Below are 23,980 nucleotides of genomic sequence, written 5' to 3'. Positions count from 1 at the left end.
TACAATCGCCACCATGCGCGTCCTACTGCAACAGCCGCCCAGCGGCAACGAAGCCCCCCGCTATGTACAGCTCACTCTGGTGCCGGATCTGCTCGGCGGCTGGGAGCTGCAACGTGAAAGTGGCCAGATCGGCGGCCGCGTGCAATTGCGCCGGGAGCTGTTCCTGCAGCAGGAAGAAGCCCAGCAGGCCTTCGAGAAAGGCCGTGACGCACAGATCAAACGCGGCTTCCAGGTGATGTTCACCAGCGGCCTGCAACAACCCTGATCGGCCCCTCCCCTAGCCGCACGTCGCGGCCGGTGCCGTTCCCTGTCCAGGAGTTTCTTCGTGACCAGCCCACTTCGCAACGACCGCTTCCTGCGCGCCCTACGCCGCGAGCCCGTGGACTGCACCCCCGTCTGGCTGATGCGCCAGGCCGGCCGCTATCTGCCGGAATACCGCGCCACCCGCGCCCGCGCCGGCAGCTTTCTGGGCATGGCCAAGCACCCGGAAGTTGCCTGCGAAGTGACCCTGCAGCCGCTGGAGCGCTTTGATCTGGATGCCGCCATCCTGTTCTCGGACATCCTCACCGTGCCCGACGCGATGGGCCTGGGCCTGTACTTCGTCGATGGCGAAGGCCCCAAGTTCAAGCACCCGATCCGTGACGTTGCCGCCGTCGACAAGCTCGCCGTGCCGGACATGGAAACCGAGCTGGGCTACGTGATGGACGCGGTGCGCCTGATCCGTCGCGAGCTGGACGGCAAGGTGCCGCTGATCGGTTTTTCCGGCAGCCCGTGGACGCTGGCCTGCTACATGATCGAAGGCGGCGGCAGCAAGGATTTCGCCCGCACCAAGGCCATGGCGCTGAACGAGCCCAAGGCGCTGCACAAGTTGCTGAGCGTGGTGACCGATGCGGTCATCGCCTACCTGTCGGCGCAGCGCGCGGCCGGTGCGCAGGCGCTGCAGGTGTTCGACACCTGGGGCGGCGTGCTCGGCCCGGCGATGTACCGCGAATTCTCGCTGCGTTACCTCAACCGCATCGCCGCCGAGCTGAAGCGTGGCGAAGGCGCTGAGCGCACGCCGTTGATCCTGTTCGGCAAGGGCACCGGCCAATATGTGTCCGAGCTGGCCGCCAGTGGCGCCGAAGGCGTTGGCGTGGATTGGACCATCTCGCTGGAAGACGCCGCGCGTGCCGCTGGCGGCAAGGTCGCGCTGCAGGGCAACCTGGACCCGACCACGCTGTACGGCTCGCCCGACGCCATCACCCGCGAAGTCGGCAAGGTGCTGGAAAGCTACGCGGCCGGCAACAACGGTTCGCGCGAAGGCCACATCTTCAACCTGGGCCACGGCATGTCGCCGGATATGAACCCAGACCATGTCTCCGTGCTGGTGGACGCAGTGCACCGCCTCAGCCGCCGCTGAGCCCACGCTGCCGGGCGAGTGACCTGTCCTCGCCCGGCAGTGCCGCGTTCAAGGACCGAAACATGCGATCACTTCGCGCCGTATTGCTGGCCGCCATTTCGATTGTGTTGAGCGGCGTGGCACCTGCATACGCCAACGACGCGGCGACCAAGCCGCTGAAATTGCAGCGCAATGATTTCCCGACGCTGGCAGCGAATCAAAACATCCAGCGCCTGGTGATGTTCAATGCCGGGACGGAAGATTTCCCCCGCCGCTGCGACCAGCTGAGCATCGTCAAACTGCACGACTTGTCGCCGCGCTGGCAGCCGCGTATCGAGCGGCTCGCATTGAAGACCTGTGACATCGACGTCTTCAACGATGGCGAAACCTATCTGACCTACGAAGCCCAGGCCACGTTCAAACCCGGCGCGGCCACGCTGGAAGGACTGCCGGTGCTCCGTTACGACGAAGCCATGGGCGAAATGCATATCCGCCAGCGCTACCTCGTGGACGCACCCATCGCTGCGTTGCTCAACGCGTTGCGGCCGCTGATCGAACACGATTGCCAGCCAATGCTGGAACTCAATCCAATGACCGTGCGCACCTGCGACATGAGCGACGACGGCGAAGCCTGGTCGGTGGTCGTCGGTGAGTTGAACCACACCGTGTGGCTGCGCGCGGACCCGGACAATCCTGCGCGCTCGCAGTACGAAGTCAGCGGCGGCGACTGATCTACGCAGCGCCTGCACACGCGCAGGCGGACAATGGCGGTCTGCCCACACGCGACCGCCCTGATGCCCAGCTCCGTTTCCAGCCCGCTGCCTGCCAGCACTACCCACAAGCCGCTGCTCTGGCTGGTGTCGTTGGCCATTTTCATGCAGATGCTGGATTCGACCATCGTCAACACCGCCTTGCCGGCGATGGCGCGCAGCCTCGGCGAAAGTCCGTTGCAGATGCAGTCGGTGGTGTTCAGTTACGCGCTGGCGGTGGCGACCTTCATTCCCGCCTCCGGCTGGATCGCCGATCGCTTCGGCACACGCCGCACCTTCTTCGCGGCAATCGTTTTATTCACGCTTGGCTCGCTGGCCTGCGCCTTGTCACCGACGCTGCAATGGCTGGTGGCGTCGCGCGTACTGCAGGGCATTGGTGGCGCGATGCTGTTGCCGGTCGGGCGACTGGCGGTGATGCGCACCGTGCCGCGCGATCAGTTTCTGGCAGCGATGAGCTTCATCGCCATCCCCGCGTTGATCGGCCCACTGCTCGGCCCGACGCTGGGCGGCTGGCTGGTGGAAGTGGCGTCGTGGCACTGGATCTTCCTGATCAACCTGCCGATTGGCTTGATGGGTTTGATCGCCGCGGTGCGGATCATGCCCGATCACTACGCGCAGCGGAAACACCGCTTCGACCTGGCCGGCTACCTGATGTTGGCGTTCGGCATGGTGGCGTTGTCCCTGGCGCTTGATGGTGTGTCGGTCATCGGTTCGGCACAGGCCTTGGTGATGCTGCTGGCGGTGATCGGCATTGCCGCACTGGTCGGCTATTGGTTGCACGCGGCCAACAGCCGCGAGCCCTTGTTCTCGCTGACGCTGTTCCACATTGCCAGCTTCCGCATCGGCATTCTCGGCAACCTGTTCTCGCGCATCGGCAGCGGCGCGATGCCGTTGTTGATTCCCTTGCTGCTGCAGGTGGGCATGGGCATGAGCCCGATGCGCGCCGGCATGATGATGATTCCCGTCGCCTTGGCCGGCATGGCCGCCAAGCGCGCGGCGGTATCGCTGGTGCAGCGCTTTGGCTACCGCCGCATTCTGATGATCAACACCGTCCTGGTTGGCCTGGCGATGGCCAGCTTCGCGCTGATCAACGTGCAGCAACCGCTGTGGCTGCACGTGGTGCAGCTGGCGATCTTCGGCGCGGTGAACTCGATGCAGTTCACCGTGATGAATACCGTGACCTTGCGCGACCTGGACATGGAGCAGGCCAGCAGCGGCAACAGCCTGTTGTCGATGGTGATGATGCTGGCCACCGGCTTTGGCGCCGCCGCGGCCGGCAGTCTGCTGGCGACGTTCGGCACGCATCTGACGGGCCACGGCGCGACGGCCGCATTGCATGCCACCTTCGTCTGCGTCGGCGCGATTACGTTGAGCTCGACGTTGGTGTTCTGGCAGTTGCCCGACAGCCGCCCGCATCCGCGCGCCGTGGAAGAAGTGGCCGAGTAAGCGCGCTGCGGAACCGCGTGGCCCGGGCCTGCATGGCGCTCCCGGGCTGAAACCTCAACTGCGCGGCGCCAGCCCCTGCTCGCGCCTGCGCTGCGCATCCAGCACACCGGCGATGGCCTCCAACAGCATCTGCGCGGTCACCGGCTTGCGCAGGAAGTCATCGAAACCCGCTTGGCGGGCCTGTGGTTCGGCGTCGCTGTCCGAGCGTGCGGTCACTGCGATCAACGGCATGTCGTAGCCCATCGTGCGCAGCTGCACTGCCAGGCCAAAGCCGTCGATCCCCGGCAGATCGAGATCCAACAAGGCGACGTCGAAGCGGGTGTTCGATACCTCGGCCAACGCCGCCAGACCGTGCGCGGCATGCACCACGGAGTGGCCGTGCACTTCGAGCAGGCCACGGATCACCGCAGCGATGGTGGCGTCGTCCTCCACCAGCAATACCTGCTGCGGCGACAGCGCGCTCCATGAGCCGGGGCCGCTGCCGTCGGTACTCGCCTCGGGCGCCAACTCCCACGCCAGCGGCAGCTTGACGTTGAAGCAGCTGCCCTTGCCCGGCGTGCTGTCCACATCGATGTCGCCGCCCATCGCCACCGCAAGTTCGTGACAGATGGCCAGACCCAGACCGCTGCCGCCATAACGCGCGGCGGTGCGTGCGCCGTCGGCCTGTTCAAAGCGGCGGAACAAGCGCTTGCGCTGCTCGATGCTGATGCCCGGGCCGGTGTCGCAGACATCAAAGCCAATGCCGGTGCCGCCGTCATCGACGAATACATGCAACCCCACTGCGCCATCGCTGGTGAACTTGACGGCGTTGCCGACCAGGTTGAGCAGAATCTGCCGCAGCCGCAGCACGTCGCCATTGACGCGTGTGCGCAGCGGCGCGGTGTTGTCCAGATTGAATTCCAGACCACGGCGCTGCGCCAGCGGCTCCATCAGATCGCGCACATCGTCCAGCAGTTGTTGCAGGTCGAATGGCTGCACCTGCAGCTCCAGGCGCCCCGCTTCGATGCGCGCCAGATCCAATGCGTCGTTGACCAACCGCAACAGGTGTTCACCCGCGCGACGAATGGCCTGCGTGTAGCCACGCTGGCGCTCGTCCAGATCCGATGCCAGCAACAACTCGCTCATGCCGAGCACGCCGGTCATCGGCGTACGCACTTCGTGGCCCAGCGTCGCCAGGAAACGGGTTTTGGCCAGCGACGCCTGTTCGGCCAGCTCCTGTTTGTGACGCGCCAGCTGCCATTCACTGCGGCGACGCAGGCGACGCCGATACACCCAAGCGCCCCACAGCACCAAAGCCGCACCCAGCACGATGAACACCACCAGGCCGCCTGCGCTGCGCCACCACGGCGGCTGTACGCGGAAGCTGAGAATCTTGCCGCGCGACCAGACGTTGTCCGACGTCGCCGCCTGCACTTCCAGTTGATAACGCCCGGCCGCCAATCGCGAAAACACACGTTCGCCGGCCGCGCCCACTTCCACCCAGTCGGTGTCGTAACCGGCCAGACGGAAGCGATAGGTGTTGGTCGCCGAGTCGGCAAAGGACAGCAGTCGCGCGACGATGCGCAGGTCGCGGTCACCTTCCAGAATCACCAATGCCGCTTCATGGGTGAGGTCCTGCTCACGGTCACCACGGCGCACGCTGACCCGCTCGATCACCAGTGGCGGCTGCCGTGTGGACGGCTTGACCAGGGCCGGCTCGAACAACACCACGCCGTCCGGCGTACCGCCCGCCAACTGGCCGCTGCGCGCCTGCACCAGCGTGCGGCGGCGGAACTCCTGGCCGGGCAAACCATCGTGCACGCCATACAGGCGCACTGAACGACTGGCCGGATCGATGCGGATCAGGCCACGCGGACTGATCGCCCAGACCACACCCTCCGCATCCACCACCACGCCACTGGGCACCAGCATCGGGAAGCCGCGATTGGCGCCCACGCTGTCCAGCAAGGCCATGCGTTGCCCGTCCCACAGATAGCTTTCCATCCGCCCCAGCGTGCCGATCCAGGCCACGCCGCTGTCGGTAACGCTGAAGGTGGACACGCGCCCGGTCGGGGCGCCCGGCACCGGTAAAAAGCGCGCCAGTTTAGGTTGCCACGCCAACAACCCGGAACCGGTGGCCAGCCACAGGTTGTCGTGCGGACCACACTGCATGTCTTCCACCGGCGCGGCCGGCAACCCGGCCTGCCCTTGCAGCACCTGCAGCAGCACATGCCCGTCGGCATCGCGCTGCTGCATGCCACCGTCTTCCGAATAGACCCAGATGCGGCCGCCATCACAACTGCGGATGATGTCGGCATCGCCCAACATCGCCGCATCGCGGGAATCGTCGCGTCGCCAGCGGCGCACACTGTTGTCCTGCGGGTTGTAACGCACCAGCTCGTCCAGACTGCCGACCCACACCTGGCCCCGCGGATCTTCGGCCAAGGATTGCGGCCAGTTGTTGCCGTTCACTCGTTCAAGGTGATGCCGCACTTCGCCGGTGGCCGGATCAAACCAATCCAGCGCACCGCGCGTGCCCACCACCCAGATGCCACCGGACGCCGATGCCGCCAGCGCCATCGGATACGGATTGCGCAACGAGTTGGGATCGTCCTGGTGCCGCGACAACACCGAGAATTGGCGCCAGCTCGGCGGCAGATGCCACAAGCCGGCATTGGTGCTGGCAAACCACAGCCCGCCTTCGCGGTCTTCATGGGCGCTGGTCCAATTCGGCTTGACCAGCCCGCGCTCCTGCATGCTGTACAGCGGCACGTTGCGCACCGCCCCGTGGCGGATGCGGCCCAGGCCATCCAGCGTGTCCAGCCAATAGCTGCCGTCGGCGGAGAACGCCAGCATGTTGAACACGTTCTGCGCGTCAGTACCCTGCCACGATGGACGCTCGAAACGGCCATCCGGTTGGCGCACCACCAAGCCGGCGTTGGTCGCAACCCACAGCCGCTCCTGGCGATCCACCTTCAGCCCGTTGATGCGATCTGAGGGCAGCACGCCTTCGGCAATGCGCTCGAAACCGGTGCCGGTCCAGCGCGCCAGACCGCCCTTTGTGCCCACCCACAAACTGCCGTCGGCCATCGTCACCAGGTAGGTCACGGCGGCGGCGGGCAGGCTCGTGGGATCGCCCTGCACCGGCATGAAGCGATGGATGTCGCCATCGGCATCCAACCGGTACAAGCCGGCCGTCGAGGTCCCAAACCACACGCTGCCATCGGGCGTGGAGGTGATTGCCCAGACCGTGTTGCTGTTGATCTGCGGGAAGCGCTGTTTGTCGTAGAAGCGGAAGCTGCGGCGGTCGGCGCTGAACATCACCAGCCCGGCGCTCTGGGTACCGATCCACAGGCGGTTGGCCGCATCCACATGCAGGCTCCACACCTGGTTGTCGCGCAACCCGTCCTCAGCCCGCCAGATGCGGTAATTGCGGCCGTCGTAGCGGGCCAGGCCGTCGCGGCTGCCCAGCCACAGGTAGCCGGTCTGGTCCTCGGCAAAGGCATTGATGTTGCTCGACGGCAAACCGTCGGCCACCGTGAGCTGACGCGGTTGCGGCGTCGCCGGCACTTCGGCACGCGCGCCCGGTGCGAACAGCAGCAGGCAGGCCAATACGCTGCCGACAAACCCCTTGATCAAGCATCACTCCCGTCTGCACTGGAACCGGCGTCCGCCCGGGCCTGGGCAGTGCGGTTGCGCGCAAGTATGTGGGCAATGGCGCTCATCAACATCACACCCGTCAACGGTTTACGCAGAAAACCGTCCATGCCCGCTTCCAGCGCCAGCCGCTCGGCTTCGCCATCAGAACGCGCAGTCACCGCAATCAGCGCAAATGCATGGCCGGAGCTGCGCAGTTGCCGGGCCAGGGCCAAGCCGTCGAGCGCTGGCAGATCCAGGTCCAGCAGGCCGACATCGAAGGCATGCGTCGCCACTTCGGTCAGCGCTGCCAACCCGTGCGGGGCATGCACCACGTTGTGGCCCCGCGCACTCAGCAAGCCACTGATGACCTGCGCCACGGTCACGTCATCCTCCACCAGCAACACATTCAAGGCGTGACCAATGGCCGGCTCGGCGCCCTCGTTGGTCGCGTCCTGCTCGGCCATGGTTTCCCACGGCAGCGGCAGCTCAACGAAGAAGCGCGCGCCGGCACCCAACCGGCTTTCCAGGGTGATGCCGCCGCCCATCGCAATGGCCAGCTCCTGGCAGATCGCCAAACCCAACCCGCTGCCGCCGTAACGCGATGCGGTGCGCGGGCCTTCGGCCTGCTCAAAGCGATGGAACAAACGCTCCTGCTGTTCTTCGTTGATGCCCGGGCCGGTATCGCTGACCACCAACTGGATGCCGCTGTGGTCAGGCCGCAATGTCACCGACAAGCCGACCTTGCCCTGCTCGGTGAATTTGATGGCGTTGCCGAGCAGGTTCATCAGAATCTGCCGCAGCCGCATCGCATCGCCGCGCACGCGCACCGGCGTTGCGAACGGCTCGCTACGCTCGAACATCAGACCCCGGCGTTCGGCCATCGGCGCCATCAGCGAGATCACGTCTTCCAGTACGCGGCCCAGGTCGAACGGTTGGTTCTCCAGCTCAAGTTTGCCGGACTCGATGCGCGCCAGATCCAGCGCGTCGTTGACCAGCCGCAGCAGGTGCGTGCCGGCCTGTTGAATGGCGCCGGCATACCGCTGCTGACGTGCATCCAGCTCGGTATCCAGCAGCAGCTCGCTCATGCCCAGCACACCGGTCATCGGCGTGCGCACTTCATGGCCGAGCGTGGCCAGGAAGCGGGTCTTGGCCAAGGATGCCTGCTCGGCCAGTTCGTGTTTGTGGATGGCCAGTTCCCACTCGCTGCGGCGCTGCACGCGGCGGCGATAGGCTCGCACCACCGCGGTCGTCAACAACAACGCCAACAACACATACGCAACGATGGCCCAGCCACTGCGCCACCACGGCGGCGCGACTTCGATTACCAGCGATTGCGACGGCGTCCACGCGCCTTCGGCCACAGCGCCCTGAATTTCCAGAAGATGGCTGCCCGACGGCAGCCGCGACAGAATGCGCTCGCCCTCGCTGCCCAGCTCGACCCAATTCTGGTCATAGCCATCAATGCGGAAACGGAAGCGATGCCGCTTGGGTTCGGCATACGACAGCAGCCGCGCGGTGATGCGCAGGTCGCGATCATCCGGACCAAGATGAATCACATCACCGACCAGGCTCTGCTCCTGCACCGCGTCATCGCGCCGCACATGCACCTCGTCGATCACCAGTTGCGATATCGCAGTCGTCGCAGCCGCCGCATCCGGGTTGAATCCCACCAACCCGGTTGCGGATACCGCCAGCGCGTTGCCACAGCCAGCGTGTGCGGGCGGACGACTGGTGAACTCCACATCCGGCAGCCCGTCACCTTCATCGAGCACCTGCAGCCGCTCGCCCTGCGGCTGCCACCACACCAGACCGCGCGGCGTGGTCGCCCACAACTGGCCCGAACAGCCCAACACCAGCCCGCCCATCGACACCGACGGTACGCCTTCCGCGGCACCGAGGCTGCGTTGCAGCGCATAGCCGTTGCCCTGCGGCCGGTAGAACTCCAGCAGGCCTTCGCGGCCGAGCCACACGCTGCCATCGGCGGCAAAGGCGATGTCGTACACCATGCCGCCAGCAAACCCCGGCACCGACACAAAGCGGCCGTTCTCGAAACGCCGCACACCGCTACCGCCGGTTATCCAGACCCGGCCTGCCGCATCCACGCGCAGTTGCTCGACCAGGCTTTCCGGCAGGCCCGGTGCAACACCGGCCGGGTAATCGGCCAGCAGCTTGCCGTCAGCCGCGCGATGCTGCAGGCCGTGATTGATGATCGACAACCACACGCTGCCATCGGCCGCCAGGCGCATCAGGTCGGCGCGGCGCTGCGGGTCATCGCCCACGCCCAGATCCACCCGCGTGAAGTGCCCATCGGCCGGCCGGTACAGCCCGACACTGCCGGCACGCCCAACCCACACCACGCCATCGCTCCCGCGCAGCACCGACCAATTACTGCCCTTGCCCAATTGCTTGTCGCTGAGCAGCAACGACAGATGGCCGTCGCGATCAAGCCGATGCACGCCGTGGCCGCCGGCAATCAGGAAGCCATCGCCGTCCACGGCGGCGTTGAGCAGATACAGGCTTTCCAGCGACTGCCCGTCCAACTGGTAATGCGTGGAAAAGCGGGTCCAGTCCGGCCGCAGATAGGCCAGTCCCTGGGTCAGCATCGCCATCCACACGCCGCCCTCGTGATCCTGCAGCAGATCCAGCACGCCACTGCGCGCGGTAAGGAAGCTGCTACCCAGGTCACCGTCCAGCAGCCGCAGCGTCTTGGCATCGCCGCGATACATACCGCTGGAAGTCCCCATCCAATAACCGCCATCGCGGTCATGCAGCACCATCGCCGCGCGCGTCTGTGCGGCCTCGGGCCACGGCGCCGGCTGCACCGAACCGTCGTCCATGACCCGGAACAGGCCATCCTCGGTGCCGGCCCAGATGCCACCGGCGCGGTCGCCGCTGAGGCGGATCACATCCTTGCCCTGCAGCAGCGGCGAGGTGATGCGGGTGAAGCGGTCATCGGCCGCATCCCAACGCGCCAGCCCGGACGCTGTTCCCACCCAGACCACCTTGCCGCCGTTGCCCGCCAGCAAGGAATAAATGGTGTCGTCCGGCAGGCTGCGCGGATCATCGGCTTGGTGCTGGTAGTGGCTGACGCTGCCATCGGCGTGCAGCCGGCAGATGCCGGTGCCGCTGGTGCCGACCAGCAGGTCGGCGCCACTGCTGGCCAGTGCCCAGACCTGCTGCGGGCAGGTTGCCTCCAGCCGGGCGAAACGACGGAACTGCTGCCGGTCGGCATCCAGCATCGCCAGACCGGCGCCATTGGCACCCACCCAAATGCGGTCCTGGGCATCAATGGCCATGATTTCCAGCGCGTTGCCCGGCAGCGAGCCCGGCCGCTGCGGATCGTTGCGCCAGACCCGCAGCTCCTTGCCGTCATAACGGGCCAGACCATCGTCGGTGGCTGCCCAGACATAACCTTGCCGATCCTGCGCCAACGACAGCACCATTCGTGACGGCAAGCCTTCGGCCACACCCAGACGACGCAGCCGGGGCGTTTCAGTCAGGTCCGAGGCCATGCTCCAGCTCGGCCACGCGGCCAGCAGCGACACCACCGCCAGACGGGCAAACTGCACAATCCATTTCATCAACGTCCGGCGCTCCTTGCGCTGCCGTTTCACTTCCCGGGTTGGCGCGAAATACGTGGCAAACCCCTCGCAGGGGCCGACTTTAGCGCCCACCGGAACACGGGGCAAAGCGCGAAGGCCACTGCTGCCAACAGCCATGTAACAAACCGTTGCGCAATCCGGCCACAAACCCGGCGCCGCATCCGCCTAGAATCCCTTGCATTCCAACCCCGGTCCGGAACCTTGCTACGACTCCTCCTGCTGTTGAGCTGTGCCCTGCTGCCGCTGGCCACCAGCGCCGCCCCAGACCGCTATCGGCTGGACCCGGTCCATACGCGGGTGCTGTTTGCCATCGAACATGCCGGCTTCTCGCAGGCATTGGGCACGGTGTCCGGCAGCGAAGGGGTGCTGCAGTTCGACCCGGACGATTGGACCAGCGCACAGTTGGACGTGACCGTGCCGATCAGCCGGCTGGATCTGGGCGACGCCAAATGGAACCAGGCCACGCTGGCGCGCAATCTGCTCGATGCCGAACGCTTCCCGCAGGCGCGCTTTGTGTCCGAACGGGTCGAAGCGATCGACGCCGAGCATGCGCGTGTATTTGGCCAGCTGAGCTTGCGCGGCGTTACCCGCGAGGTGGTGCTGGAGGTCACCCTCAATGCACTCAAGCGCCACCCGCTGCCGCCATTCCGGCGCACCGCGGGATTCTCCGCCACCGCCATGTTGAGCCGCGCCGACTTCGGCATCGACGCCTGGAAGTCGGTCATCGGCGACCGGGTTGAGCTGCGCATCGAAGCCGAAGCGGTGCGCGACAACAACGCCGAGGCCCCGGCCGCGCCTTCCGACATTCCTTCCACACCGCCCGACCCCACACTGCAGGACGCGGCCGATGCCGCCCTGAAACTTCAAGAAGGAAATCACCCATGAGCCTGAAAAACACCCGTGAGCGCTGGGGCGGCGTCAGCAAGTCCCTGCATTGGCTGATCGCCCTGCTGATCCTGGCACTGGGCATTGTTGGCCTGACCATGGGCGAGTTCCCCAAGACGCCGAAGTATTTCTGGATCTACACCATGCACAAATCCATCGGCATCACCGTGCTGGTGCTGGTGGTGACCCGTTTGCTGTGGCGCGTGTACGCCGGTGCGCCGGACACGATTCCGGGCACGCCCAGTTGGCAACAGCGCGTCGCCTCGGCCACGCATTGGCTGCTGTACGTGATGATGTTCGCCATGCCGCTGTCCGGCTGGCTGTACGACTCGGCCAGCGGCCTGCGCCCGTTCAAGCTGTTTGGCCTGTTCGACATGCCCAAGCTGGTCGCGCCCAGCGATTCGATCAGCCAGGTGACCCACGCCATCCACGAATGGGGCTTCTGGGCCTTGATCCTGATGGTGCTGGCACATGCTGGCGCTGCGTTCTATCACCACATTCACCAACGCGATGCCACGCTTGTGCGCATGCTGCCGCAAGGCTGGCTCACTACCCCACAGAAGGAATCGGCATGAACATCAAACTCACCTCCCCGGCCGCCGTGGCCGCCGCCCTCGCCGGCATGCTGGCTACCGCGCCGGTGCTGGCCGCTGATTATGTGCAGGCGCCGGGCGCCGGCTCGATCCTGGTGTTTGCCACCAAGTACGACGGCGAAGTGTTCACCGGCACCTTCCCTGACTTCAAGACGCAGCTGAGCTTTGACCCGGCTGACCCGGCCGCCGCCAAGCTCGACGTCACCATTCCGCTGGCCAGCGCCAAGAGCGGCAACAGCGACCGTGACTCCACCCTGCAAGGCGCGGACTTCTTCAACGTCGCCTCCTTCGCACAGGCGCGTTACACCGCCAACGGTTTCCGTGCGCTGGGCAATAACCAGTTCGCGGCCGACGGCACGCTGGAACTGCACGGCGTCAGCAAGCCGGTCAGCTTCACCTTCACCTGGGCACCGGGCGCGCAACCGGTGCTGACCGGCAAGGCCACGGTGAAGCGTCTGGATTTCGGCGTGGGCGGCGGCGATTGGGCCGACACCAAGACCATCCCCAACGAAACGGCGATCAGCACCATCGTCAAGTTCAACACCAAGTAAGCGCACGCCCGGTCATCCACCGATAGCCGGGCAATGCGAACAGCAGTGCCGAGCCATGCTCGGCACTGGTCGCACCAATAAAGCCCCAGCGCAGCATGGCTGCGCGCTATAGAAGCAGCTTCCCGGTCAAAAGACCTGCTGCCTCGCGTTGTCACTCAACGCCCGCGCAACAACCGGTGCAGCAGCATGCCGCCGATCATCGCCGGCACAAACCACAGCGTTTCAGGCGACAGCACACCCAATCCGACCAACGCCGGGCCGGGGCAGTAGCCCGCCAATCCCCAGCCGATGCCGAACAAGGCCGCGCCCAGCAGCAAGGGTCGATCGATGCTGCGCAGGTCCGACATCTGAAAGCGCTCGGCAAACACTGGCGACGGCCGCCGCAACACGAAGCGGAACAGCAACATCGTGGTCAACACCGCGCCACCCAACACAAACAGCAACGCCGGGTCGAAGTCGCCAAAGACGTCCAGGAAGCCGAGGATGCGCAGCGGATCGGTCATCCCCGACACCGCCAATCCCAGCCCGAACAAAGCGCCGGCAGCCAATGCCGCCAAGGTGATGCGCGTGTTGTTCATGCGAGGTGCCTCACCACAAAAGTGGTCACGATGGCGGTCGCCATGAAGGTCAGCACCGCCGCCAATGAACGCGGTGACAAGCGGCCCAAACCGCACACGCCGTGGCCGCTGGTGCAGCCATTACCCATGCGCGTGCCGAAGCCAACCAACAAGCCTGCGATCACCAGCAACAGCGGCGGAAATCCCTGTCGCGGCGCATACGCGCCCGGCACCCAGCACAGCCACGCGGCACCCGCACCGATCAGGCCCAATAGAAACGCCACGCGCCACACGACTTCACCCCGCTGCGGCATCACCACGCCGCCAACGATGCCGCTGATGCCGGCAATGCGACCGGTCAACCACAACAACAGCGTCGCGCCGAGCCCGATCAGCACGCCACCAGCCAACGCACTCAACCAGCTGTTCATTGCCCGCGCCCCATTTGATCCAGCGGCAAGCGGAAATAACGGATGCCATTGGCATCTGCCTCCGGCAAACGGCCGCCGCGAATGTTGACCTGCAACGCCGGCAGGATCAGCCGTGGCACCGGCAGGGTTGCATCGCGTTGCAGCCGCATCTGCATGAAAGCAGCTTCGTCGGTGCCGTCCTTCAAATGCACGTTGTCCAGCTTCTGCGCAGCAATGCTGGTCTGCGGCTGGGGCTCGCGCTTGCCGCCCGGATAGTCATGGCACAGGAAGATACGCGTGGTTTCGGGCAGCGCAAGAATCTTCTGGATCGAGGCGAACAAGCATTGCGCATCGCCACCGGGGAAGTCACAGCGCGCGGTGCCGGTGTCGGTCGCAAACACGGTGTCGCCGATAAACGCGGCATCGCCGATCACATAGGTCAGGCTGTCGTCGGTATGCCCCGGCGTGGCGATCACCCGCGCCTGCAAGGTGCCGATGCTGAACTGCTCGCCATCCACAAACAGGTGGTCGAACTGACGGCCATCGGCAATGAATTCATCGCCCAACCCGAACAGCGTCTTGAAGCGTTGTTGCACCTGGATGATGCCGCGCCCGATCGCGACCGGTGCGTGCAATGTGTCGGCCAGATAACCCGCTGCGCTGAGGTGATCGGCATGCGCGTGGGTTTCCAGAATCCACTCCACCTTCAGCCGCCGCTCGCGCACGAAGGTCAACACCGCATCGGCCGAAGTCGTGGCGATGCGCGCACCGGCCGCTTCGTAATCCAGCACCGGGTCGATGATCGCCGCCGAGCCGTCCACCTGGTCATACACAACGTAGGTGAAGGTGCCGGTGTCCTTGTCGAAGAATGCTTCGACATGCGGCGCGGGATGCGGAATCTGGCTCATGAAAGCCCTCGCGTTTTGTAATTTAGATTTTTCTAAATTATATTGACCGTCATCGAATCACAAGCCCCCGGTCGGCACCTGCGCATGAATGCGAGCGACATCGACGTTGAGCAGATGCAGGTGCACGCCGAACAGGCGGCTCAGCTGCTGAAATCGCTCGCCCATCCTGCGCGTCTTCGCGTGCTGTGCCAACTGGTGGAGGGCGAAGCCTCGGTCGGCGAACTGCAGGCACGCGCAGGCTTGTCGATGTCTGCACTGTCCCAGCACCTTGCAGTGCTGCGCGAAGCGGTATTGGTCAGCACTCGCCGTGAAGGCCAGACCATCTTCTACGCACTGACCGAGAGCCCCGCACTGGGCGTGATGCATGCGCTGCACGAAGCGTACTGCGGCAAATCGCAGCCAAAGGGCCGCAGCAAACGCAAAGCGTAGTTGGGATGCACTCCGGCGCCCCGTCTGGAAACCTCCGCCCGCAACACCGGCAGGCACAACACAACCGTCATGCGTTCAGCCGAGCGTCTCTGCGCGCAGTGACTTGCACCGCTACTACTGCGTCTGTGCCACCGATCGCGCGGCCAGCAAGCGATCCAGAATCGACTTCAACGCCAACGGACGCACCGGCTTCTGCAGCAAGGTCAGCCCCTGCTCCAGCACTTCGCGGCGCGTGGCCAGGCTGTCATCGGCGCTCAGGATCAAGGTCGGTCGCGCGCCAAAGCGCTCGCCCAATCGCAGTTGCAAGGCAGTGCCGGTGTCGCCGTCATCGAGGTTGTAATCAAACAACCACAGCATTGCAGGCTGTCGTTCCATTGCCGCAAAGGCCTCGGCGTCACCGGATGCTTCGACCACCGCATAGCCCCAGCCTCGCAGCAGTCCGGCCAATGCGGTCAGCGCCGAAGGATCGTTGTCCACCACCAACACCGTCACCGCATCGCCAGCGACACCGGCGGGTGTGTTGATCGCAGTGAGCGTTACCGGCACAGCCGCCGATACGACCGACACCGAAAACACCGTACCCCGGCCTTTGTCGCTGCGCAGGGCCAGCGGTGCATGCAGCAGCCCAGCGATACGGTCGGCGATCGCCAGCCCCAAACCCAGTCCCTGCCCGCTGCTGTCCTCACCGCGCCGGAATTCCTCGAAGATCCGCCGCTGCTCACTCTTGGCAATTCCCGGGCCGGTGTCGTGCACTTCGATCCGCACACGGCCGCCATCACGGCGTACACCAAACAACACGCCACCGCGCGCGGTATAGCGCACCGCATTGGCGAGGAAGTTCTGCAGCACCCGTCGTAGCAGCTGCGGATCGCTGTTCACCCACACGCGGGTCGGCACGTAGTGGAAATCCAAACCGCGTGCCGTGGCCAAGGCACGGAATTCCGAAGCGAGCGGATCCAGCACTTCGGCCAACGGCAGGTCGCGCGGCTGCGACACCAACCCGCCTGCTTCCAACCGCGACATATCGAACAAGCCGGTCAACAGATCCGTGGTCGAATCCAGGGCGCCGCGTATCTGCGCGATGGCCTGTTGCTGCGGCGTGGATTCCACCTGCTGCGCCAGTGTGTCGGTGAACAGATGCGCGGCATGCAAGGGCTGCAGCAGGTCATGGCCAACCGCCGCAAGGAATCGACTCTTGGCGTCGTTGGCCCGTTCGGCCTCACGCTTGGCCGACTCCAGCAATGCGGTCCGTTCGCCGACGCGTTGTTCCAGCGTCTCGTTGCTGCGCTTGAGTGCACGCTCGCTGCGACGGAACGCGGTGACATCGGTGAAGGTCGCCACAAAGCCACCGCCGGGCATTGGATTGCCACGAATCTCGACGATGTTTCCATCCGGGAAAACCCGCTCGGTGAGGTGTGGCGTACCCGCACGCATGAACGCCAAGCGCCGATCCACCGCGCGCTCGTCACCGCCACGTTGTGGCATGGCCTGCAGCGCCCAGCGGGTCAGGTCCATGATCGGCCGCCCCACCTGCAACAACGCATCCGGGAAACCGAACATGCGCGCGTACGGGCCATTCCATGCCACCAGCCGCTGATCACGATCAATCACGCTGATGCCCTGACTCATGTTCTGCAACGCCGCCTGCAGGACCTGCTGACTGAAACGCAGGTCCTGCGACGCTTCACTGACGATAGCCGCCACCGTCGCCAACTCACTGCTTTCGCGTCGCGCCGCATCCAGCAGCAAGCGTGCAGACGCCGCACCCAGCACAGCGGAAAGTTCGCGCTCCACCTGTGCTTCGATCACGCTCGGCACCGCGCCGTGACGCGGCGCGTCGGCCAACAGGTGCTGCACTTTTTCCGGCGTCAGGAAGCGACGCCCGGCATCGCGCAACGTGTCCGCATCGAGGTTGCGACTGGTGCGATCCGGGGTATCGCGGCGCCACACCATCGCCAGCAACGTCACCGCCGTGCCAACAAACAAACTTGCGCCGACTGCACGACCAAGCGGCGTCCAGCCGGTCAGGCCGAACAAACCCTGCGGCGCCAACCACTGCCAACCGAACGGGCCATTCAACACCCAATCCGGCATGCGCCCGCCACTTTCCAGCAGCGACGGCAGCAGCAACACCCACGCCCAGGTGACAAAGCCGGCCAGCACCCCTGCAACTGCCGCACGCGGCGGCGTCTGTGGCCGCCATATCGCAAACGCCAACACCGGCAGCAAGGTGCCCAACGCAGAGAACGACACCGCACCGACATCGGCCAGCACATTGCTGCTGCCGATCAAGCGGCTGTACGCCCACGCCAGCAGCATGATCACGCAGATGCCCGCGCGCCGCAGCCACACCAGTTCGCGTCGGTGATCGCCGCCGCCCGCGCGCGCCCACGCACCGCGCAGCAAGCCCGGGGCAAACCAGTGATTGCCGATCATCAAACTCAAGGTCAGCGTGCTCACCACCACCATGCCGGTGGCGGCGCTCAAACCACCGAGAAAGGCGAACAGCGCGATGCCTTCGTGGCCGGCGGAAAATGGCAATGCCAGCGTGTACATGTCCGACGGCACGCCAGCGCCCAACAGCGCGGTACCCGCACGGGCCAGTGGCAGGATCGGCAGCGCGATCAACACCAGGTACAACGGAAACAACCAACGCGCGGTACGCACATCGGCGGGATCGCGACACTCCACCACACCGACGTGGAACTGATGCGGCAGCAGAAACATCGCCAGCCCGCCCAGCAACACCAGCGGCACGAAGCCACCTGCGGGCGCATCCACCGGCGGCGCCGGCGCAGCCGGCAGGCCATCCAAACCAAACCAGACAAACGCACCCAGCGCCAACATCGCGCACAGCTTGAACACCGACTCCACCGCCATCGCCAGCACCAACCCACGGTTGTGCTCGGACACATCGGCACGGCGCGCACCAAACAACATCGCAAACAGCGCCATCGCCAGCGCCACATACAAAGCGCTGTCATGCCATGGGGCGCCGCTTTGGCCGGCATCCACCGCGCGCGAGGTGATCATGCCGAAACTCATCGCCACCGCTTTGAGCTGCAGCGCGATGTACGGAATCAAACCCAAGGCGGCGACCAGCGTCACCGTAGCGGCCAGCCACGCATCGCGCCCCAGGCGTGCGGCGATCAGATCGGCCAGCGACGTTGCATTGGTTTCGCGCGCCAGCCGCACCAACCGCACCATCACGCCCATCGCCAATGCGTAGAACAGGATCGCACCGACAAAGGTCGGCGGCATCGGCCAACCGTAGCGCGCGGCTTGGGTGACCGTTCCATAGAAAGTCCATGACGTGCAGTGCACGGCCAGCGACAGCGCGTAGACATGCCGCCAATGCCGGGCAAACGCCGTCGGCCGGCGTTCGCCGTAGAGCGCCGCGCCGAACATCAAGGCAAGCCAGGCCAAGCTGGCCAGCGCCACGGTCACCAGACTCAACATGCAGTTACGTTCCCCAGAGGCTGTTCCTCAGGATACGGAGTAAGTGCCGTGCGATGAAGGGTTGTTCGAGATTGCCAGCCTGCCCTCACCCCAACCCCTCTCCCGCATGCGGGAGAGGGGCTCAGGTCGTTGCGAGCCGATGCATTGCCAGCCCCTCTCCCGCACGCGGGAGAGGCTCAGGTCGTTGCGAGCCGATGCATTGCCAGCCCCTCTCCCGCACGCGGGAGAGGCTCAGGTCGTTGCGAGCCGATGCATTGCCAACCCCTCTCCCGCACGCGGGAGGGGCTCAGATCGCTGCAAGCCGATGCATTGCCAGCCCCTCTCCCGTACGCGGGAGAGGCTCAGGTCGCTGCGAGCCGATGCATTGCCAGCCCCTCTCCCGCACGCGGGAGAGGGGTTGGGGTGAGGGCAGCTCGTAAACAAAGAAAGCCCTCCCCGCCTGAAGCGAGAAGGGCTTTCATCAACTTCCCTGAATCAGGCGCTGTTACCAGCACCCAATCCCCACATCAGAAGTTGTAACGCACCGACACATACCAGTTGCGCGGCAAGCCGTAGTACGCGGTCTGGATATTGGCCACGCTGGCAAATTCCTGACCTTCGGTTTTGTACTGCTTGTCGGTCAGGTTGCGCACACCGGCGCGCACCTGCCAGAACAACTGCGGCGAATCCCATACGCCGTAAGCACCCAGCAAGGCATAAGCGTCCTGACTCAGCACCTCGCGGTTGTCCACCGACAGCCAAGTATCACCGCGATAGGAAACATCACCACCCAAGGTCAGGCCACCGTTGTCACCCAGCGAGAACACATGCTGCAGGGCCACGCGTGCAGTCCAATCCGGCGAGAACGGAACGTGATTGTGGTTCACGTTCGGATCGAAGCCCGGGTAGCTCGGGTCCAGACGGAAGTCCTCGAAGCTGTCGTACTTGGCATCCATCCAGCCCAGCTGTGCGCTCAACGTGGTCGCCTCGCCCAGCAGCGCACTGCCTTCCAGTTCGATGCCCTTGATGTTGAGCTTGGCCGCATTCAACACCGGGAAGGTGCCCACGTCCTGCGACACGCGCGCCTGGAAGTCACTGTAGTTGCTGTAGAACGCCGCCGCGCTGCCACGGAAACGGCGGTCTGCCGAGCTGCCCTTCAGGCCCAGCTCGTAGGTCCACACGTATTCCGGATCGAACTTGGCATTGGCCACGTCAAACGCGGAGTTGGCGCGGCCGTTGAAACCACCGGATTTGAAGCCACGGTTAGCTGACACATACCCCATCAGATTGTCGCTGAAGGCCTTCTGCACGCTGACCGACGGCGTCACCGCCGTCCACGATGCAGATGTGCGCGGGAACGGCACCGTGCCGTTGAGTGCTGATGCCGGCAGGAACCCGAGGAACAAGCCTTCCGACGTCCAGAACGTGCTGGTGGTGCGTTCGTAGTCCTTCTCGTCCTTGGTCCAGCGCACGCCTGCAGCCAAGGTCCAGCTGGGCGCGAATTCCCAGTTCGCATGCGCGAATGCAGCCTTGCTGGTGGTGGTCAGGTCATCGGCGATGGTGCGCAGGAAACCTGCCGGCTTGCCGCCGATGAGGTAAATGTCATCACCATAGGCTTCCTGGTACGAAGGCACATGCTCCTTCATGTAGTACGCGCCGAAGGTCAGATGCAGATTGCTGCCGTTGTCGTAATGCAGCTGGAATTCCTGGCTCTTCTGGTTCTGATCCAGCGCCACCAGCACGTCACCCAGTTCGTACTCGGACGCATCGATGTCGATGTACGACTTGGTCTTGAGCTTGCGGTACGAGCTGATGCTCTTCAGCGTGAACTGCTCGTTGATGTCCCAATCCATCGCCAGCGAAGCGCCGGAGTGCTTCAGGTACTGGCCCTGGCCGTCATCGAACGAGGTGCGCGCACGACGGTTCCACTCGCCCTTCCCGCCCGGTTCAAGAATGGAAACCACCGTATTGGTGTTCAACTCGCGCTGCTGCAGGTCCGCCATCGGCCGGCCCATCGTCAGGCCCGCGTCCTGCTTGGTGGTATCCAGCGACAGCACCGCGCTGAAGTTGTCCGTCGGTTTGAACGCCAGCTTGGCACGCAGCGCCTCGGTGTCGTCATCGTTGTAATGCTTGCCGGTGACGGCATCTTTGACGTAACCGTCGTTGGTGATCTTGGCACCGGCAATGCTGGCGGCCAACGTGTCGGTCAACTTGCCCGACACATAGAAGCGACCTTCCAGACGGCCGTAGTCACCGGCGGTGACTTCAACTGCGCCACCTTCGTTATCGAACGGATTCTTGGTGGTCAGCTTGATCGCGCCGCCGGTGGAATTCTTGCCGTACAGCGTGCCCTGCGGGCCGCGCAGCACTTCCAGCTGCTGGATGTCGAACAGCGAGAACAGCGCACCGTTGATGCGCGAGTAATACACATCGTCCACATACATGCCCACGCCCGGATCGAACGTCTGCAGTGCATCCGGCTGGCCGATGCCGCGGATGAAGACGTTGACGCTGTTGGCCGAGCCACGGCCCTGCGCGATGTTCATGTTCGGCACTGCGCCCTGCAGGCCTTCCACGGTCGAGGCCTGCAGATCCTTGATCTGCTCTTCACCGAAGGCACTCACCGCCACCGGCACGTCCTGGATGGACTCGCTGCGACGACGTGCGGTGACCGTGACTTCATCCAACTGCGTGGCCTGCGTGCCGGCCGGCACTGCCTGCTGCTCCTGTGCCTGCACGAATGCGGCCGGTGCCAGCAGAATGCCACCGATGGCGATACTCAAATACTTGCGCTTCATTGGTCTCCCTCCTCCCGGGTATGACGTAGCGGCACACGAATGCCGCCATGGAGCGCACGTTAACGGGGCGTTAGTCGGTCGCGTATCGTCCCTTCGTACAGTGGGCCGCCTGCCTCGGCATCCCGATACTCCCCGGCAACGTATTGGCTGGGAGCCGTGAATGTCGTTCTTGATCGTATTGGCGGCCCTGTGCTTCCTGATGTTCGTGGCCTATCGCGGCTACAGCGTCATCCTGTTCGCACCGGTAGCCGCGCTGGGCGCGGTGCTGCTGACCGATCCCACCTTGGTGCAGCCGATGTTCACCGGCCTGTTCATGGACAAGATGGTCGGCTTCCTCAAGCTCTACTTCCCGGTGTTCGTGCTGGGCGCGGTGTTCGGCAAGCTGATCGAGATTTCGGGTTTTTCGAAATCCATCGTCAGCGCCACCATCAAACTGGTCGGTGCCAAGCGCGCGATGTTATCCATCGTGCTGGTCTGCGCATTGCTCACTTACGGCGGCGTGTCGCTGTTCGTGGTGGTGTTCGCGGTCTACCCATTCGCTGCCGAGTTGTTCCGCCAGAGCAACATTCCCAAGCGTTTGATCCCCGGCACCATCGCGTTGGGCGCCTTCACCTTCACCATGGATGCGCTGCCGGGTACGCCGCAGATCCAGAACATCATTCCGTCCTCGTTCTTCGGCACCACCGGCTGGGCCGCCCCGTGGCTGGGCGTGATCGGCACGGTGGTGATCCTGGTACTGGGCATGAGCTACCTGGAATGGCGCCGCCGCGCGGCTGCCGCCAAGGGCGAAGGCTATGCCGGCATCGGCGAAGAACTTCGCAACGAGCCGGAGCTCTTTCAAGGCGACAAGCTCGCGCACCCGCTGGTGGCGATCCTGCCGTTGCTGCTGGTCGGCGTATCCAACTTCCTGCTGACCCGCTGGATTCCCGGTTTCTACGGTGAAACCCAGTCATTCGTACCGGCGGTCATCGGCAACCCGGCGCCCGTCGTGCAGGAAGTCTCCAAGCTCGCCGCCATCTGGGCCGTACAGGGCGCGCTGCTGATCGGCATTCTCAGTGTCATCGCCTTCGCATGGAAGCCGGTGATCGGCGCCTTCGCGGAGGGCACCAAATCGGCCATCGGCGGCGCCATGCTGGCCTCAATGAACACCGCTTCGGAATACGGTTTCGGCGCGGTCATCGCCGCCCTGCCCGGCTTTCTGGTCGTCGCCAATGCGCTGGGCTCCATCCCGAATCCGCTGATCAACGAAGCCGTTTCGGTCACCGCGATGGCAGGCATCACCGGCTCCGCGTCCGGCGGCATGAGCATCGCACTGGCCGCGATGGCCGACAGCTTCATCGTCAACGCAAACGCCGCCGGCATCCCGATGGAAGTGCTGCATCGCGTCGCCTCAATGGCTTCCGGCGGCATGGATACCTTGCCGCACAACGGCGCCGTGATCACCGTACTGGCCGTCACCGGACTCACCCATCGCCAGTCCTACAAGGACATCTTCGCCATCACCATCATCAAGACCCTGGCGGTGTTCGCGATCATCGGCGTGTACTACGCAACCGGCCTGGTCTGAGCCTTCCAGAGCCGACTTCTGGATATGTATCTGAATCCGGGTCTGGATCTGGATCTGGATCTGGGTCTGGGTCTGGATCTGGGTCTGGGTCTGGGTCTGGGTCTGGATCTGGATCTGGGTCTGGGTCTGGGTCTGGGTCTGGGTCTGGATCTGGATCTGGATCTGGGTCTGGGTCTGGGTCTGGGTCTGGATCTGGGTCTGGGTCTGGGTCTGGGTCTGGGTCTGGGTCTGGGTCTGGGTCTGGGTCTGGGTCTGGGTCTGGGTCTGGGTCTGGGTCTGGGTCCAAGTCGGGATCGGAGTCAACGCCAACACAAGCTGCAGACGCACAAAGGCCCGGGTTCCCCCGGGCCTTTGTGCGTCTCCGCATTCCAGCGGGAGACAAAAATCACCCGCCAGCACGTCAATGTGCTGGCGGGTGACCGTACTTCCTTGTTGGCATCCTGCCAGTCCCCAGCATCCTGCTCTGGTTGGGTTCCTTGTGTGCTCCGCCATCCTGGCGGTTCACCAATCTCGATTCCTTCCGCTCAACGCCTTTCGACCGGCTTGGGCGCCACCGTCCCGGTGGCTCTCTTGGCGGGGGCTGATCCTGCCCTCACTTCGATATGGTCACGATTCCGTTCGACCGTGTTCAATCCGATTCCTTTCACCAGTGCCAGTTCCTCGACACTCTTGAACGGCCCGTTTGCCTGTCGGTGAGCGATGATTGCCTGCGCCTTCGATGGCCCGACATTCACCATCACCCGATCCAGCTCCGCCGCGGAGGCGGTGTTGATATCGACCTTGTCCGTGGCATACGCCGTAACGGTCAACACCAACGCCAGAACCAATGACTTCAGCGTCACGGTGAAAAGCTTCATCTACGCTCCTTGTGACTTGGACTGTGGTTAGCCAGCTTCCTCGCCGGTCAAACCAGTGTTCCGCGCCACATGAACCCAGACTATCCGTCACGCGTCGCTCACACAGCCAGCAAACACCCCTACCCTCTGTAGGGAAATTCCTACACGGGTCGTTTTCGGGGGGAGCGGCGTAG

At 64.6% G+C, this 23,980-nt stretch carries 17 protein-coding genes; 9 read left to right on the top strand and 8 right to left on the bottom strand.

The window, feature by feature from the left end:
• Window positions 1-13: 13 nt before the first annotated feature.
• The 4 genes from ACREP4_RS05780 (at window position 14) to mdtD (ending at window position 3,594) form a co-directional block, all read left to right on the top strand.
• Entirely contained in the window at window positions 14-265 is a 252-nt protein-coding gene (locus ACREP4_RS05780; protein WP_431595204.1) for a WGR domain-containing protein, read from the top strand.
• Window positions 266-325: 60 nt separating this feature from the next.
• The gene (gene hemE / locus ACREP4_RS05775; RefSeq protein WP_431595203.1) at window positions 326-1,399 is read left to right on the top strand and encodes a uroporphyrinogen decarboxylase; all 1,074 of its coding nucleotides are present in this window, start codon (window positions 326-328) and stop codon (window positions 1,397-1,399) included.
• Window positions 1,400-1,461: 62 nt separating this feature from the next.
• Window positions 1,462-2,109 (top strand): hypothetical protein, encoded by a 648-nt coding sequence (locus ACREP4_RS05770; protein ID WP_431595202.1) that lies wholly within the window; start codon window positions 1,462-1,464, stop codon window positions 2,107-2,109.
• A gap of 63 nt (window positions 2,110-2,172) precedes the next feature.
• Window positions 2,173-3,594 carry a multidrug transporter subunit MdtD gene (gene mdtD / locus ACREP4_RS05765; protein ID WP_431595201.1) on the top strand — a complete coding sequence of 474 codons (1,422 nt, stop codon included), beginning with the start codon at window positions 2,173-2,175 and terminating at the stop codon, window positions 3,592-3,594.
• 54 nt (window positions 3,595-3,648) lie between these two features.
• Here the strand turns inward: mdtD and ACREP4_RS05760 are convergent, their stop codons facing one another.
• Complete coding sequence (locus ACREP4_RS05760) at window positions 3,649-7,212, bottom strand: two-component regulator propeller domain-containing protein (RefSeq protein WP_431595200.1); 3,564 nt, start codon at window positions 7,210-7,212, stop codon at window positions 3,649-3,651.
• On the bottom strand, window positions 7,209-10,793 hold the full coding sequence (locus ACREP4_RS05755; RefSeq protein WP_431595199.1) for an ATP-binding protein: 3,585 nt from the start codon (window positions 10,791-10,793) through the stop codon (window positions 7,209-7,211). Before ACREP4_RS05755 ends, ACREP4_RS05760 begins: the two co-directional genes overlap by 4 nt.
• A 222-nt stretch (window positions 10,794-11,015) precedes the next feature.
• Between ACREP4_RS05755 and ACREP4_RS05750 the strand changes: the two genes are divergently transcribed.
• The 3 genes from ACREP4_RS05750 to ACREP4_RS05740 are packed head-to-tail and all read left to right on the top strand — an operon-like array spanning window position 11,016 to window position 12,843.
• Complete coding sequence (locus ACREP4_RS05750) at window positions 11,016-11,699, top strand: YceI family protein (RefSeq protein WP_431595198.1); 684 nt, start codon at window positions 11,016-11,018, stop codon at window positions 11,697-11,699.
• Window positions 11,696-12,274, top strand: a complete 579-nt coding sequence (locus ACREP4_RS05745) for a cytochrome b (protein ID WP_431595197.1) — start codon at window positions 11,696-11,698, stop codon at window positions 12,272-12,274. The genes ACREP4_RS05750 and ACREP4_RS05745 overlap by 4 nt, the downstream gene beginning before the upstream one ends.
• A complete protein-coding gene (locus ACREP4_RS05740; RefSeq protein WP_431595196.1) occupies window positions 12,271-12,843 on the top strand; it encodes a YceI family protein in 573 nt (190 codons plus the stop codon). The genes ACREP4_RS05745 and ACREP4_RS05740 overlap by 4 nt, the downstream gene beginning before the upstream one ends.
• Before the next feature lie 155 nt (window positions 12,844-12,998).
• Here the strand turns inward: ACREP4_RS05740 and ACREP4_RS05735 are convergent, their stop codons facing one another.
• Genes ACREP4_RS05735 through ACREP4_RS05725 form a run of 3 tightly spaced genes read right to left on the bottom strand, consistent with a single transcriptional unit; the run spans window position 12,999 to window position 14,718 of the window.
• Window positions 12,999-13,421, bottom strand: coding sequence for a DUF6691 family protein (locus ACREP4_RS05735; RefSeq protein ID WP_431595195.1), 423 nt, complete (start codon window positions 13,419-13,421; stop codon window positions 12,999-13,001).
• The gene (locus ACREP4_RS05730; RefSeq protein WP_431595194.1) at window positions 13,418-13,831 is read right to left on the bottom strand and encodes a YeeE/YedE family protein; all 414 of its coding nucleotides are present in this window, start codon (window positions 13,829-13,831) and stop codon (window positions 13,418-13,420) included. The genes ACREP4_RS05735 and ACREP4_RS05730 overlap by 4 nt, the downstream gene beginning before the upstream one ends.
• The gene (locus ACREP4_RS05725) at window positions 13,828-14,718 is read right to left on the bottom strand and encodes an MBL fold metallo-hydrolase (RefSeq protein ID WP_431595193.1); all 891 of its coding nucleotides are present in this window, start codon (window positions 14,716-14,718) and stop codon (window positions 13,828-13,830) included. Before ACREP4_RS05725 ends, ACREP4_RS05730 begins: the two co-directional genes overlap by 4 nt.
• A gap of 84 nt (window positions 14,719-14,802) precedes the next feature.
• On the opposite strand from ACREP4_RS05725, the gene ACREP4_RS05720 reads away from it, so the two are divergent.
• Window positions 14,803-15,147, top strand: a complete 345-nt coding sequence (locus ACREP4_RS05720; protein WP_431595192.1) for an ArsR/SmtB family transcription factor — start codon at window positions 14,803-14,805, stop codon at window positions 15,145-15,147.
• 114 nt (window positions 15,148-15,261) lie between these two features.
• On the opposite strand, the gene ACREP4_RS05715 is transcribed toward ACREP4_RS05720, so the two are convergent.
• Together ACREP4_RS05715 and ACREP4_RS05710 are read right to left on the bottom strand one after the other, a co-directional pair.
• Window positions 15,262-18,606 (bottom strand): hybrid sensor histidine kinase/response regulator, encoded by a 3,345-nt coding sequence (locus tag ACREP4_RS05715; RefSeq protein ID WP_431595191.1) that lies wholly within the window; start codon window positions 18,604-18,606, stop codon window positions 15,262-15,264.
• A gap of 506 nt (window positions 18,607-19,112) precedes the next feature.
• On the bottom strand, window positions 19,113-21,383 hold the full coding sequence (locus ACREP4_RS05710; protein ID WP_431595190.1) for a TonB-dependent receptor: 2,271 nt from the start codon (window positions 21,381-21,383) through the stop codon (window positions 19,113-19,115).
• A 160-nt stretch (window positions 21,384-21,543) separates the two neighbouring features.
• Between ACREP4_RS05710 and ACREP4_RS05705 the strand changes: the two genes are divergently transcribed.
• A complete protein-coding gene (locus tag ACREP4_RS05705; RefSeq protein ID WP_431595189.1) occupies window positions 21,544-22,950 on the top strand; it encodes a GntP family permease in 1,407 nt (468 codons plus the stop codon).
• A 524-nt stretch (window positions 22,951-23,474) separates the two neighbouring features.
• Here ACREP4_RS05705 and ACREP4_RS05700 read toward each other — a convergent pair.
• Complete coding sequence (locus ACREP4_RS05700; RefSeq protein ID WP_431595188.1) at window positions 23,475-23,807, bottom strand: ComEA family DNA-binding protein; 333 nt, start codon at window positions 23,805-23,807, stop codon at window positions 23,475-23,477.
• Window positions 23,808-23,980 lie beyond the last annotated feature (173 nt).

The organism is Stenotrophomonas sp. (assembly GCF_050737575.1).
In the GTDB taxonomy this organism is placed as follows: Bacteria; Pseudomonadota; Gammaproteobacteria; order Xanthomonadales; family Xanthomonadaceae; genus Stenotrophomonas.
The sequence above is the reverse complement of the archived record's forward strand: the minus strand, read 5'-3'. Positions and strand labels throughout refer to the sequence as shown.

Bases quoted from the DNA above. Each gene is read 5' to 3' on its own strand.
- ACREP4_RS05780 (WP_431595204.1), top strand. From the start codon at position 14: ATGCGCGTCCTACTGCAACAGCCGCCCAGCGGCAACGAAGCCCCCCGC.
- ACREP4_RS05770 (WP_431595202.1), top strand. From the start codon at position 1,462: ATGCGATCACTTCGCGCCGTATTGCTGGCCGCCATTTCGATTGTGTTG.
- mdtD (WP_431595201.1), top strand. From the start codon at position 2,173: ATGCCCAGCTCCGTTTCCAGCCCGCTGCCTGCCAGCACTACCCACAAG.
- ACREP4_RS05755 (WP_431595199.1), bottom strand. From the start codon at position 10,793: ATGAAATGGATTGTGCAGTTTGCCCGTCTGGCGGTGGTGTCGCTGCTG.
- ACREP4_RS05745 (WP_431595197.1), top strand. From the start codon at position 11,696: ATGAGCCTGAAAAACACCCGTGAGCGCTGGGGCGGCGTCAGCAAGTCC.
- ACREP4_RS05740 (WP_431595196.1), top strand. From the start codon at position 12,271: ATGAACATCAAACTCACCTCCCCGGCCGCCGTGGCCGCCGCCCTCGCC.
- ACREP4_RS05735 (WP_431595195.1), bottom strand. From the start codon at position 13,421: ATGAACAACACGCGCATCACCTTGGCGGCATTGGCTGCCGGCGCTTTG.
- ACREP4_RS05730 (WP_431595194.1), bottom strand. From the start codon at position 13,831: ATGAACAGCTGGTTGAGTGCGTTGGCTGGTGGCGTGCTGATCGGGCTC.
- ACREP4_RS05725 (WP_431595193.1), bottom strand. From the start codon at position 14,718: ATGAGCCAGATTCCGCATCCCGCGCCGCATGTCGAAGCATTCTTCGAC.
- ACREP4_RS05720 (WP_431595192.1), top strand. From the start codon at position 14,803: ATGAATGCGAGCGACATCGACGTTGAGCAGATGCAGGTGCACGCCGAA.
- ACREP4_RS05715 (WP_431595191.1), bottom strand. From the start codon at position 18,606: ATGTTGAGTCTGGTGACCGTGGCGCTGGCCAGCTTGGCCTGGCTTGCC.
- ACREP4_RS05710 (WP_431595190.1), bottom strand. From the start codon at position 21,383: ATGAAGCGCAAGTATTTGAGTATCGCCATCGGTGGCATTCTGCTGGCA.
- ACREP4_RS05705 (WP_431595189.1), top strand. From the start codon at position 21,544: ATGTCGTTCTTGATCGTATTGGCGGCCCTGTGCTTCCTGATGTTCGTG.
- ACREP4_RS05700 (WP_431595188.1), bottom strand. From the start codon at position 23,807: ATGAAGCTTTTCACCGTGACGCTGAAGTCATTGGTTCTGGCGTTGGTG.